Here is an 11331-nt window from a genome sequence, read left to right as displayed (position 1 = left end):
AAAGGCGAACCTCTACAGTTCGCCTTTTTGCAGCTCAATATCCATTTCTATCAACTTTCGGAGGTCGTCGACCGTGTTCATCTCAATTCGATCTTCCTGAAAGTCTTTTACCCAACGGGCTATGGCCGCCTTGACAACCTTCCGGTACTGCTCGCGAGATTCCATGATGCCGCGCACAACCTGAATTTCATGTTCCAACAACAAATCATCATTTTGCTTCGTCATATTGTGGCAACCCCGGCTTTCCGTTAGAATGGAAAACGAGATAGCGGCTTTTCGGAAATCCACGCGCGTGGTCTCCGCTATCTCAGCCGGGGGATACCCTGGGTCAAAGGGAGGACGTTAGCGCGTCCTCCTTTATTTTGGGTAAGGTTTATGCAATGACAAGATTTTTTTTCTCATTTTCCGGTTCATTGGCATGAGGTATTTGTGCTTACCGACCGTAATGTATACTTCCGCATGAGAATCTAAGTTCTTTCGAATCCACTCTATTTGTTGACTACCTGTCCCATACTTTGAATGGATTGATTTTGGGTGCGTTCTTTTGCCTCTAATAATGAAATAATGTTCTCCGCTTGTTTTACCTTCATAAATCCAGTTGGTTGCTTGATAAATGCCACCGTGATGATTCTGTTCAACATCCGCATAGCTTACAACAAGTTGAATATTAGGAGATTGTTCTTTCAAAAATTTGAGAGCTTTCGCGAGTATTTCAGATACGAATGACTTGTGATTGGTCAACGCAACCCGGGTTAACTCGCAACATTCCTTTTGAGTCAAACCGTACGGCGAGCCGATATGATTCGTGGCGCCCCTACTAAAAATTACAGCCCCGATGAACTGACCATCTTCCCATGCCCCAACTTTGACCATCTTACCGACAGGCATACATTTGCTATAGTGGAAATGTTCACAGGCAAATTTTGCAGCTTCGTATGTTGCCCATGTCACTTTCAGGTCAGTCATTCCCGCTCGAACTCCTTTCCGCAATGCGGACAAGTGACGAGTTTTGAACTCAGCACGCCCAAATCGCCCTGGTCTTCCGCTGTTCCTGTTTCGAATTGGGGAATCTCGATTTCGCCCAACATCTGTTTCAGGTCTACTTCGTCAAAACCAGCCAAGGATATATCCGCCCCTCCTTGTTGCAGTTCAACCAATAACTGCGTGAGAGCTGACTCGTCCCAATCTCCTGAAAGTTTATTCAAAGCGATATTCAGCAACCGTTCCTGCTGCTCGTCCAGGTCGACGACGGAAACGGCCACCTCCATATCGCCGCGGGCCTTCAATATTTTGAACCGCTGGTGCCCGCCGACCATGTTCCCGGTGCGTTGGTTCCAGACAATCGGCTCGACGTAGCCGAATTCTTCAATGCTTCGCCGCAGCTTCTCGTACTCGGGGTCGCCCGGCTGCAGGTCGACTCGCGGATTGTATGCTGCCGGATTGATCCGATCAATGGATATCGTCTCGATTCGCATAAACTTTGCCTCCCTTGAGCTGAGTCGGTTTTTGGAGAATAAAAAAAGCACCGGTTAGGGTGCTTTAACGGCTCTTTTAATTATGCTTAATTTAATTTCAATTCCATCGCTATCAAAAAAACTGATCTTGGCATTATTAGGAGCAATTGTAGTGATTAATTTCTCCATTATCGAACCTTTGAAGCCAATGCCCGGCACCACGATCTCATCGTTATGAATATTAACGACTTCTGAGTAATGATTCCCATATAAAGACCCTTCATGCTCATGCTTTGTTATTACCAAATCAAACACTTGATTCTGTCCGATGAAATTTTTTAATAATTCAACCTTACTTATTTGGGTTTCTGCTGATTTTTTTTTCGCTTCTGCATCAGCCCGATCCCGCTGTGCTGCAATTGCCTGTTGCTGCCCAGTCAGATGTTGTCTGTCAAATCTGAATGACATCTATTTCCACCCCCTTCCCAAAATACACCATTCGACACGTAGAAGGTAATTCCTCCCATATGTCGAATAGTTCTTTAGGAGGTGCTACCATTGATCGAAAAATACCCATTGGCGGACGAGCCCGGAAAAACCATGGTTGTGTTCTCGGGTGTAGCAGGTAAAGTCTACGGCCATATCATCAAGGATCGGACCGACAAGGCGCCGGCAAAGTTCCTCTTTGAAACGAGCAAATATGACTCCTTCGAGCTGCTGAAGGCAGATTACCCGGAGGCGATCAGCTGATGCTTGCCTCTGGTTTCGTACTCCGAACTGACCATCACCTGCAAGTCGCCATGCACAACCGTTCGCCCGTCGAGGTATGGCAGGAAGGCCAACTGCTCGACTATGGCGGACCGATCGAGGCGATCAACGAACAGTCGGTGACGATCAACGGCGTCAAGTATTTGCATGTCACATGCGATTTCAAGATCAGATGAGTACTTGATTGTCATTTGAGCCCTTCATAATAAGGTGGCTTTTGCCCCACAAAAAAAGGATAGTTTTTGATGAGCTAGATTAAGATAGAGTACCTAGAGGCTAAGTAGTAGTTTTAATTTAAAATTATAATTGAGTGGAGGCGTAGTATATTGGTGAAGCCAAAAAACATTCGGCATATGCTTAGAAATGAGAAACACTGGAACCCCTTCAGTGATCAATATGATGCTGCGAAAGTGGATCAAGATTTAAATAAATATTCTGAAACATTGAAGGAAAATCCGGAAGTAGCAGATCAAGACGATCAGCTTGCACTAAATATCGTGGAGAATGGGCCAATATTTAATATCATTTTTAAACAAATATATGATTACATGAGGGATGCCGTTGAGCGGACGAAGGCACATCCTGAACAAATTATGAAGTTCCTAATAAGTTTAGGGAATCATGACACTATTCTCATTAATAAAACTCTTGACGAAAAAATCCAACAAGACAATTCTGATGGTATTAAAATAGAGGAAGTTTCAGGAATCCAAATAGAAAGTCGAGATGGAAGGACTCAAGTCAATGTCGTAGGTGCATTTGAGATGCAGGTAGATCTCCTTAACAACTTACTGAATTACTTACGGTACTTCCTTAATACGAGGAAACTTCACGATAATTATGACGAAGATCACTTATTTAGAATTGCTGCTTATTTATACACTTCTTCAAACCTTTTGGTTTTGGTGAAGGATTCATATGACAGAATTACTTGGGAAGATGGAAGCATCAGAGAGTTTCCGGAAAATGAACTCCATCTGGTATTTAATAAACAAAATTATCTTAAGCTTCTTAAAGTCGGACAACATCGTATCGATCGAAATGTGTTGTCGACGATTATGGAAACTCAAACAATCTATTCGAAGCGCCTTGATTTTAAAGCACTTATTAACCTCAAGAGAAAGAAAGCATGTCTCTCAGAAGTCTTGGTGGATAGTCGAGGCTTCGTCTCGATCCGGGTTACCAGCACAGGGGATTACCCATTCAATGATGAAATGTTGAATGGATTAGCGACAATTGTTTCCTTCTATCCTCATATTCATTTGGAAGAATTAAAAGGTCTAGAACGGTTAACCATCAGGGATATTCTGAGCCTATACAGCGATTTGCTAGTCTTAGCGAAAGCACTGAGAGAAAGTTTACTAAATGTTGAAGATCCACAGAGCGGCAAAGAAATGAAACGTTTATTTATACGAATTAAGAAAAAAGAACTTCTCTCTTATTTGCAAAGTGTTACCTTATTTTCTAAATCGCAAATCGAGTCGTTTCTTTCAATTATAGAGTTTGATCTATACAATATAGATAAAAAAATAAGAATCAACCTCTGGACAAAGCCTTTGATAAGAACAAGAGACGTATATTTTTTGCTTCTTTCAAGTCTACAAGCACCAAATTACTTGCAACTCATCGATGAATGGTTAGAGTCTGCTAAGTATTCCTTGGATGAGAGAGGTAAAGCGCTGGAAAAGGTCATGAAGGAAGACCTACAAAAATATCTGAAGGGCAAGGGAAAATATGCAATAATTCCAGAGAAACAGAAATTTTATGCAAATAAGAGGGACTTCGAGGAAATTGACTTAATTATTTCTATGGAAAAAATGATCTTTATTGCGGAAATAAAGAATATTAAATATCCAATGGAGGCAAGGGATTTTCATAACGGGTACAAACGTTTAAAGGAAGGGGCGAATCAAGTTAAGAGAAAACGTGATTTCCTAATTAGGAATCGCTCCTGCTTCGATTCAGAGTTGCAAGGCATCGACGGAAAGAACATTCACGTAGCTGTAATTACCAATTATCCACATTTTACTGGAATGGAGATTGACGGAGTGCCAGTCATAGATTATTTGGCTCTACAAAGTTATATGAATAAAGGTGAAATCAAAGATTATAAAGTACATATCAATGACAGCGATGAACCTGAGATGGAAGTTATGAACACAGTAAGACTATGGAGTAATATGGATGAATTTTATGAGCGATTCGAAGCATATTTAAGACAGCCAACAATCGTAAAGAACTTAATAAAAGATGTCATATTAAAGCTTGAGAAAATTTCCCTCGATAAAGCATCTACTCAAATGTTCATGCAAGTTGCATCCCATAAAACTCCTATTCCTATAAGCTAAGCACGACCTTTCGAGAACAGCAGTATCCTCTACTTCTATTCTTGTGCACTGAATCAGCAGCCTATTGCAAAAACAGGCTGCTGATTTTGTTTAATTTGATTTTTTCTTCCGCCCGGCCGAGCAGTGTCGAAACGTTCCCGCGTGAAATGCCGAGCATACTTGCAATGTCCCCATGCCCGATCCCTTGTCCGGCTGCCATCTCATAGCATGCGCGCTCGAGCGGGGTCAACGTACGTAGTGCCTCTTCGATCTGCCACCGCTCCCAATCGGTGATGTTAGCCGGGCTGCCCGCCGTGCTCTGCATGACGTAAGACTGAATCCGAATTGGATCAATCGGCCGTTCCCGCTGATACCCGGCTCGACGCTCAACGCCCCTCTTGTTCCCAGGTCGACGGCCTGACACCAGCCATTCGATTGCATACTCGCAATCGCTGATCATGCTGCTGAGTAGCCCGCGTTCCGCAGCGTCTGTATTAAGGGTACGGAGCGCCCGCAGCATCCTCTTGGTTTGTTGGTAGCCATCGATTAAGTCCTGCATATGTCGCTCCGCCCCTCTTTGGTTTAATTCTTACTGGTGTTATCGAAATGACCTTCTTCGATTTCTTGCTTTAAGTTCTGCAGCACCAGCCGGACGTTTTCGTCTTTCGACAGCCTGCCGCAAAGATCAAGGTGCTCGATCAGTTTGTCTTTGTCGACTTGCTTCTCGTTCATAGATGCGGCCCTCCCGTCCAATTCCACAGCCCTTGCCTCCCCTTTGCCGGGATCAGCTCCGGTAGCTGCTTAATGTCGGTCAATTCCCAAGCATGGCGGCCAGTCTCGTAATTGCCGAACCTCCCCTCCTTCAGTCCGACCGGCTTTGTCGCTCCGTCTTCACCGTTGAAGAGTGCCGGCATGCTGCTTTGATAATCCTCGCCGATGGACCAGCATTCGGAGAGATTGCACGTCGCAACAACCGCACCGGTCGGCAAGTTATCCGCCGAAAATCCGTGCTCGGCCAGCGTCGATTTGATCGGCTCCCTCTCGCAAGCTTCGCGGTCGACTTTTTTGCCGGCATGGATCGCAAGCGTGCCGCGGTGCTTCGTCGGCCAACTGCGCGTCTCCAGATGTTTGGCGCCGATTGCGATCAGCGTCGCCCACGGCTGGATTATCGTTATAGCCTTCATCCCACATCGCCCTCCTTAATCGGCCGGAACGGCCCGATGTCCTCTCCTTGCGTACGCCTGTAGTGCATTCGGTCTTTGTCCCAACAGGGCTTGCACATCTTTTCCCCGGTCGCCATATCGAAAGCGTGCGGGTGGCCGACCTCCTTGGCAGTTTCATCACACCAGTCACATTTGACGAGCTTTTTCATCCACTCACCCGGTGCGGACTCCTGCATCCGTACTACTGCGCCATTATCATCCCGCGCGACCCATATTAATTCTTGCATCCATTTCGGCAATTTGCTTCTCCCCAATCACGTATTATCACGTATGAATTTTAAATAAAGTACAGTGGAGGATTGCAGCCAATCACCCACGCATGATCGTTTCATCAAGAGTATTTCGCCTGTATTTCCGCCCATTTTGAAGCCACTGCGCGAAGTGTCTGCTTTGCCTCTGTTTCACGTTCCTGTGCCTCTTCGAATAATTTAAAATCACAATACTGGAGCACCTTTTCCCGAATCAGGTCTTCGATGACTTCCGGCTTCAACGCGTCCAACTCCCAGCACTCATGACCAAATTCTTCAATGTACTTGGTCGCGCGGCTGTCTGTAAGTTTAGTCGGATTGGGTGGTGAACTATACTGCTCAATCTGGTCAAAATTCAGAGCGATCCGCTCAAACTCGATGGAAACGCCGAAGGTTTCCAACCGATCCACGATATCCCGGCTCATGTCCTTACCGCTTGGATCATGGTCGCCTAAGTGGATGATATGAATTTCCTTCTGGCCAGCAAAGTCTTCGAGCCGCTGCGCTGCACTCCACATTTCAGATTGACTTACGTAACCACGGCAACTGAAGTAAGGAATATCAAGCTTTTCGCACACTTGACCAACGATTCCGACCAGGGCGTCCTTTTCGACCCACACTTCGACGTAATTGTCCTGGTCTTCCCATTTGTCGATCGCATAACTGCGAGCCGCCGAATGAATGATGCTCCCGGGCGAATTCCAATGGCTGTTTTTCCGAAGATTGCGCGTCCGATCCTCAATCGCATCCCAATCGATCAAACCGGCCATCCGTCCGTCAGAAATTAGGTTCCCGAGATTCTTATAAGATCGTTCATTGTTCGGGATGACATCGCGAGCAACGAGCTGATAGTAAACTTGCCGAAGCGTCAACGAGTAGCCCTTTTCCTGATATTCAGCGATAATACCGTTTACCCGTTCGATCAGACGCAAACTTTCGGAGCGAAATTTGATCTCCCTGTAACAAATTTTCATGGTTATCCCACCCGCTCCTCAGCATCGTCCATGTGCCGCTGATTGTGAAACCCGAAAAAGCTCTTGACGTATCCGGCGACATCTTTGCATCCGGGATGAAGTTCTGCTAACTCGGAGGCGACGAGTGCAACATACGTCTGCACGAGTTGGAAGAATTCAGCCGCTACTTTCCCGCGATCCGAGTCTGCGGACTCCATGACCTCGGACAAGCGCTCGATGTCCCGATGCACGTTAACGCGCTGCCGGACCGGATTATCGCCCGATTGGACCGGCACCCGGAGGAAAACAAAACCGCGATGACTTTCTCGGCTTGCATCCAGCTCCCGAAGGCGACGGTTTAACTTTTGAATTCCGTCTTCGGCAACATCAATGTGTGATGTTAACCGCTTGTTCTCGCCCTCCAACAGCTCGATCTGAATAGCAGCTTTTTCCCCTTGTTCGAAAGCTTCCGCGACCGCCTTATCACGGGCTTCCGTCAGCTCGGCGACAACCAAGTTCAGCCGAGCGATCTCCAAATCCTTCTCCGCGATCAGATCCAACTCGGCCTCGCTGATGAATTTGGCCGTCGCTTTCTCGACTGCGCGCTCCTGCTGCTTCTCAAGCTGTGCAAAAGCTTCCGCAATTTCCTGCTTACTCTCTGCGGGGGCCACCGCCTCAGACAGTGCCCCGTCTGCTGGTACTGGTTCGGCCAAGACCTTATCCTCAGCGGCCTTTTCTTTGATTCCCCACTCTGTGAGTTTGGCGTAGAACGGGTCCGTATTGGCTCCGAGCGATCGCATGATCTTGGTTCGCGACTCGCCTGCAACCCGACGGGCTAGGTATTGATCCCGTGTAAACTCATCCAACCGCTTTTTCGACATGGCGGCCTCCTCCTTGTTGCGGTCCATGATATGCCACTCCCGCAGCTGCTTGGCGAGTTTTTCCTCCTCATTGTTGAACCAGCTTAGGGTTAGTTCTCTGCGATTTTTGCCTTCGATCCTCAGCTGCAGGTAATCATCCTTGGATAGCGTTGGCTCCCATGGTTTGATCTGAGGACCTGCCTTTTGAGCGAGGCGTTCGTTCAATGCAGCCATTTCTTCCGGGCTCAGTTGGCCGGGTACCACCGGCCCGTTTGCTTTGCTGCGAGCCTCGACCTCTTTGTCAACCATAGGAATCCGTCCGCCTGCTACAGTCAAGATTTCAATACCCATCGTGTTCCCCTCCCGATGTTAACGCCCCTGCCAAACGTTCGGCGGGGGCGCATTTGCGTTTCTTGATGTTGATTAATGCCTTTGTTCGTCCGGGCATATCTAACGCCTTAAACGGTGAATATAAAGGTCATCAGAACGACTCGTCTTCGATCCGCTTTTGGACGAGGGCTTTGTACTTGCTCCAAGCTCCCGAAAGCTGATTAGACGTGATGCCCAGCGATAGGGCGATTTCCTTCCACGTCTCGCCATTATTCCGCCGCTCGAGCAGCGCCGGGAAATCATGATTGATACCTTCAAACCGAGGTTTGTTGATCAGGATGTAAGTGTCCATATCGACAGGGCCGGCATCAGGAGCCTGCTGCTCGCCGGTAGCTCCGTCCTCCTCGGCGCCGTCGGTCTCATTCTCGTCCGTCTCGCCAAGGACCTCGCGTTCCCAATCGCTCAGTTCGTCGCCGTTGCCCTCGTCGGCGCCGCCCCAATCCAACTCGCCCTTATCGCTAAGGTCGTCGCCTTGGATGTCTCGCAGCTCGCCGCCTGCGCCGATCAAATCCTCGATCGCGTAGCACCCTTGATTGGTTTCGAGCCCAATCGCATCCTTGATGTCTCCGCCTAGAACGACGCCCATGTCTTCGCCGTTGACATATTTTTTTGGCGTCCGGCCGGTGCCGTTAACGATCGGGAAGATGTATTCGATCAGGTTGTAATCAGCGTCCCCGGATTCCTCCTGCCCTTCCTCCGAGCCGGTGCGGACCGTGATCACGATCTCTTTGCCGGAATATTCATCGCTGACAGTTCCGTCTGCTTGGTCGTTGGATTCGGCCCCTTCCTGACCCTCGGCTACTTCTGCCGGCTTCGGCTGTCCCTCGCCGTCGCCCTCTTCCGATTTGACGTCGTCAATACTGAGCTGCTTGCCCACGGTCTCGACAACGCCGTGCTGATCGGCCGTATATGTGATCTTGCGCCGTTCCGGACGTTCTGCGTCCAAGTCCAGCTCTTGCTGCGGGTCTTCGAATGTTACATGAAGCTGCTGACCTTTCATGCGCACCAATTTTCCCAAGATCGAATCGGAGGTACTCTCGGGAAGGATCAAGGTAACTTTGTTTTTCGATGCCATATTGAGTCCGTCAAATTTTGCTGAAAATTCCGTGTGTGCCATGCTGTTCACTCTCCTAGTTGTCTGATTTTGACCTCGATGCGAGGTTTATGACTATATCGCTTGCGGGCATAGGCGTCCACGACTTGACTGTCGTCGACCCACATCACGCCCTTGAGCGCGTCTTTGACGCCTTTCAAGTAGTTGTCAGCGTCAGGCTTGGATACCGGGTAAATTTTACCGGCCTCGGCCAGTGCGGCCCGTTTCTTGTTGAATGACTTCGGGATAGACCGGTAGGCGATTATCATGACGGCGAGCGGACCTTCCAGCAGCTTCGGCGGTGCATGCTCGGCAGCGGCCAAACGGACATAGTCCTTGTAGTCCCGGCTCTTTGCTGGGTCGTACAGTCGAACAAAGCCACCTTGCGTTGAAGCCCTTGGACGCCCCTGAGCAACCGGCTCTCCGTAGACGGTAAACTCGATCATCGGGACCGCCTTCCCCGCCTGCGTACCGGCTTGGCATACCAGTTACGGAGCGTGTACACCTCGCCGATCACTTCGCCGCGATGCTTGACGAGGAGCCGGTTCCGAGTCTGAAAAATCGGATCAAGCCTTTTTTTTATGCCCATCGCTTCCGATTCCTCTCTTTCGTGGACGATGGCTTCGCCTTTTGTTGGCTTTCTTCGTGCGTCCTATCCAAATCCGCAAACTTGTTGAATTGCTTCAGGAAAGCCAGTTCGACCGTTCCGACCGGACCGTTCCGCTGCTTGGCGATAATGATCTCGATGATATTTTTGTTTTCGGTTTTTTTGTCGTAGTAGTCGTCCCTGTAAAGGAACGCCACGATATCGGCATCCTGCTCGATCGAGCCCGACTCTCGCAAGTCCGACATCATCGGCCGTTTATCCTGCCGTTGCTCGACCGCCCGACTGAGCTGCGACAGTGCGATGACTGGAACATCCAGTTCGCGAGCGATTTGTTTGAGCGTCCGGGAGATATGGGAAATCTCCTCCTGCCGATTGGTTCCCGGGCGTCCGACGCCGGTAATCAGCTGAAGGTAATCGATAAGGATCAGCCCCAACCGCCCGCCGCGGTCCTTTTTAAGCTGCCGACACTTGGAGCGAATCTCGTTGACCGTGACGGTTGGCGTATCGTCGATGTGGATTGGTGCGGAAGCAATGACCCCGATGGCCGTGGTGACTTTCTCCCAATCCTCCGGCAACAGCATCCCCGTCCGCATCCGGCTCGCGTCGATGTTCCCCTCGGCCGAGACCATCCGCCCCATCAACTGCACGGCCCCCATTTCTAAACTGAAAATGGCGACATCCTCGCCGCTGCGAATGGCGACATTTTGAGCAATGTTGAGCGCAAAGGCCGTCTTCCCTACGGATGGCCGCGCCGCCACGATAATCAGGTCGGATCGTTGGAAACCCGCCGTCATTCGGTCCAGATCGCGGAAGCCTGATGGTATGCCGGTAATCCCTCCGGCGTCTTTATTCAAGCTCGCCTTTTCAAGATTTTCGAAAAATTCAATCCCCACATCTTTCGTCGACCGGAAAGGCCGGCTAATGACGGATTGAGTCGCCAGCTTTTCGGCTCTGTGTTGCATAAGGGCAATCAACTTGCTTGGGTCATCCGTCGCCCATGCCTCTTTTTGGAGCCGATCAATCGACTTGATCGTTTCACGGTGGGTATGCTTTTCTTTGACAATGCCCGCATAATAGCTGATGTTCGCCGCCGTCGGGACGGAGTTGGCGATCTCGCTCAAGTAGCTAACCCCGCCGATACTGTCCAATTGCTGATTGTCTTGCAGTTGCGAGCTGACCGTGATCATGTCGATCGGCTCGCCTGCGTCGTAAAGCTCCAGCATGGCTTTGAAGATCGTCCGGTTTTTGCTGTCGTAAAATTCGTCGCCGCGGAACAGGTCGGCCGTTGTATCCATCGCTTCCGGCTCCAGCAGAACGGCCCCCAGTACAGCCCATTCCGCCTCCATGTTATGCGGAGGTACCCGTTCTTCCGGCGGAGTGGGAGGCGGCGGTATGTCGGGCATCATGT

The 11331-nt window shown here is 49.3% G+C and carries 16 protein-coding genes; 3 read left to right on the top strand and 13 right to left on the bottom strand.

Features of this window, described 5'->3' with window-relative positions; genetic code table 11:
* Positions 1 to 12: 12 nt before the first annotated feature.
* The 4 genes from FE784_RS00695 to FE784_RS00680 form a co-directional block, all read right to left on the bottom strand.
* Positions 13 to 225, bottom strand: a complete 213-nt coding sequence (locus tag FE784_RS00695; RefSeq protein ID WP_139600367.1) for a hypothetical protein — start codon at positions 223 to 225, stop codon at positions 13 to 15.
* Positions 226 to 357: 132 nt separating this feature from the next.
* The gene (locus tag FE784_RS00690; RefSeq protein WP_139600191.1) at positions 358 to 966 is read right to left on the bottom strand and encodes a Mom family adenine methylcarbamoylation protein; all 609 of its coding nucleotides are present in this window, start codon (positions 964 to 966) and stop codon (positions 358 to 360) included.
* The gene (locus FE784_RS00685; RefSeq protein ID WP_139600190.1) at positions 963 to 1475 is read right to left on the bottom strand and encodes a ParB N-terminal domain-containing protein; all 513 of its coding nucleotides are present in this window, start codon (positions 1473 to 1475) and stop codon (positions 963 to 965) included. Before FE784_RS00685 ends, FE784_RS00690 begins: the two co-directional genes overlap by 4 nt.
* Before the next feature lie 54 nt (positions 1476 to 1529).
* Entirely contained in the window at positions 1530 to 1922 is a 393-nt protein-coding gene (locus FE784_RS00680; protein ID WP_139600189.1) for a hypothetical protein, read from the bottom strand.
* Positions 1923 to 2012: 90 nt separating this feature from the next.
* Here FE784_RS00680 and FE784_RS00675 point away from each other — a divergent pair, with 90 nt between their 5' ends.
* From FE784_RS00675 to FE784_RS00665, 3 genes are all read left to right on the top strand, one after another.
* Positions 2013 to 2204, top strand: coding sequence for a hypothetical protein (locus FE784_RS00675; RefSeq protein WP_139600188.1), 192 nt, complete (start codon positions 2013 to 2015; stop codon positions 2202 to 2204).
* A complete protein-coding gene (locus FE784_RS00670; RefSeq protein WP_139600187.1) occupies positions 2204 to 2398 on the top strand; it encodes a hypothetical protein in 195 nt (64 codons plus the stop codon). The genes FE784_RS00675 and FE784_RS00670 overlap by 1 nt, the downstream gene beginning before the upstream one ends.
* Positions 2399 to 2548: 150 nt before the next feature.
* The gene (locus tag FE784_RS00665) at positions 2549 to 4570 is read left to right on the top strand and encodes a hypothetical protein (RefSeq protein ID WP_139600186.1); all 2022 of its coding nucleotides are present in this window, start codon (positions 2549 to 2551) and stop codon (positions 4568 to 4570) included.
* A 61-nt stretch (positions 4571 to 4631) separates the two neighbouring features.
* Here FE784_RS00665 and FE784_RS00660 read toward each other — a convergent pair whose 3' ends face one another.
* From FE784_RS00660 to dnaB, 9 genes are all read right to left on the bottom strand, one after another.
* Positions 4632 to 5108, bottom strand: a complete 477-nt coding sequence (locus FE784_RS00660) for a sigma factor-like helix-turn-helix DNA-binding protein (protein WP_139600185.1) — start codon at positions 5106 to 5108, stop codon at positions 4632 to 4634.
* A gap of 23 nt (positions 5109 to 5131) precedes the next feature.
* A complete protein-coding gene (locus FE784_RS40605; protein WP_176705864.1) occupies positions 5132 to 5281 on the bottom strand; it encodes a hypothetical protein in 150 nt (49 codons plus the stop codon).
* The gene (locus FE784_RS00655) at positions 5278 to 5733 is read right to left on the bottom strand and encodes an ASCH domain-containing protein (protein WP_139600184.1); all 456 of its coding nucleotides are present in this window, start codon (positions 5731 to 5733) and stop codon (positions 5278 to 5280) included. The genes FE784_RS40605 and FE784_RS00655 overlap by 4 nt, the downstream gene beginning before the upstream one ends.
* 370 nt (positions 5734 to 6103) lie before the next feature.
* On the bottom strand, positions 6104 to 6994 hold the full coding sequence (locus tag FE784_RS00650) for a hypothetical protein (protein WP_139600183.1): 891 nt from the start codon (positions 6992 to 6994) through the stop codon (positions 6104 to 6106).
* 2 nt (positions 6995 to 6996) lie between these two features.
* Complete coding sequence (locus FE784_RS00645; protein WP_139600182.1) at positions 6997 to 8184, bottom strand: hypothetical protein; 1188 nt, start codon at positions 8182 to 8184, stop codon at positions 6997 to 6999.
* A gap of 130 nt (positions 8185 to 8314) precedes the next feature.
* On the bottom strand, positions 8315 to 9223 hold the full coding sequence (locus FE784_RS00640) for a hypothetical protein (protein ID WP_139600181.1): 909 nt from the start codon (positions 9221 to 9223) through the stop codon (positions 8315 to 8317).
* A 122-nt stretch (positions 9224 to 9345) separates the two neighbouring features.
* A complete protein-coding gene (locus FE784_RS00635; RefSeq protein ID WP_139600180.1) occupies positions 9346 to 9762 on the bottom strand; it encodes a RusA family crossover junction endodeoxyribonuclease in 417 nt (138 codons plus the stop codon).
* Complete coding sequence (locus FE784_RS40600) at positions 9759 to 9905, bottom strand: hypothetical protein (RefSeq protein WP_176705863.1); 147 nt, start codon at positions 9903 to 9905, stop codon at positions 9759 to 9761. The genes FE784_RS00635 and FE784_RS40600 overlap by 4 nt, the downstream gene beginning before the upstream one ends.
* On the bottom strand, positions 9896 to 11329 hold the full coding sequence (dnaB, locus tag FE784_RS00630) for a replicative DNA helicase (RefSeq protein WP_246131834.1): 1434 nt from the start codon (positions 11327 to 11329) through the stop codon (positions 9896 to 9898). Before dnaB ends, FE784_RS40600 begins: the two co-directional genes overlap by 10 nt.
* Between the last annotated feature and the right edge of the window lie 2 nt (positions 11330 to 11331).

The organism is Paenibacillus hemerocallicola (assembly GCF_006265175.1).
GTDB lineage: Bacteria > Bacillota > Bacilli > Paenibacillales > NBRC-103111 > Paenibacillus_AB > Paenibacillus_AB hemerocallicola.
This window is presented reverse-complemented; position numbering and strand designations above follow the sequence as displayed.

What these genes read in the sequence shown, in the direction of transcription:
- FE784_RS00695 (WP_139600367.1), bottom strand. Translation starts at nt 225, where the DNA reads ATGACGAAGCAAAATGATGATTTGTTGTTGGAACATGAAATTCAGGTT.
- FE784_RS00640 (WP_139600181.1), bottom strand. Translation starts at nt 9,223, where the DNA reads ATGAAAGGTCAGCAGCTTCATGTAACATTCGAAGACCCGCAGCAAGAG.
- FE784_RS00645 (WP_139600182.1), bottom strand. Translation starts at nt 8,184, where the DNA reads ATGGGTATTGAAATCTTGACTGTAGCAGGCGGACGGATTCCTATGGTT.
- dnaB (WP_246131834.1), bottom strand. Translation starts at nt 11,329, where the DNA reads ATGATGCCCGACATACCGCCGCCTCCCACTCCGCCGGAAGAACGGGTA.
- FE784_RS00635 (WP_139600180.1), bottom strand. Translation starts at nt 9,762, where the DNA reads ATGATCGAGTTTACCGTCTACGGAGAGCCGGTTGCTCAGGGGCGTCCA.
- FE784_RS40605 (WP_176705864.1), bottom strand. Translation starts at nt 5,281, where the DNA reads ATGAACGAGAAGCAAGTCGACAAAGACAAACTGATCGAGCACCTTGAT.
- FE784_RS40600 (WP_176705863.1), bottom strand. Translation starts at nt 9,905, where the DNA reads ATGGGCATAAAAAAAAGGCTTGATCCGATTTTTCAGACTCGGAACCGG.
- FE784_RS00655 (WP_139600184.1), bottom strand. Translation starts at nt 5,733, where the DNA reads ATGAAGGCTATAACGATAATCCAGCCGTGGGCGACGCTGATCGCAATC.
- FE784_RS00650 (WP_139600183.1), bottom strand. Translation starts at nt 6,994, where the DNA reads ATGAAAATTTGTTACAGGGAGATCAAATTTCGCTCCGAAAGTTTGCGT.
- FE784_RS00660 (WP_139600185.1), bottom strand. Translation starts at nt 5,108, where the DNA reads ATGCAGGACTTAATCGATGGCTACCAACAAACCAAGAGGATGCTGCGG.
- FE784_RS00685 (WP_139600190.1), bottom strand. Translation starts at nt 1,475, where the DNA reads ATGCGAATCGAGACGATATCCATTGATCGGATCAATCCGGCAGCATAC.
- FE784_RS00690 (WP_139600191.1), bottom strand. Translation starts at nt 966, where the DNA reads ATGACTGACCTGAAAGTGACATGGGCAACATACGAAGCTGCAAAATTT.
- FE784_RS00670 (WP_139600187.1), top strand. Translation starts at nt 2,204, where the DNA reads ATGCTTGCCTCTGGTTTCGTACTCCGAACTGACCATCACCTGCAAGTC.
- FE784_RS00680 (WP_139600189.1), bottom strand. Translation starts at nt 1,922, where the DNA reads ATGTCATTCAGATTTGACAGACAACATCTGACTGGGCAGCAACAGGCA.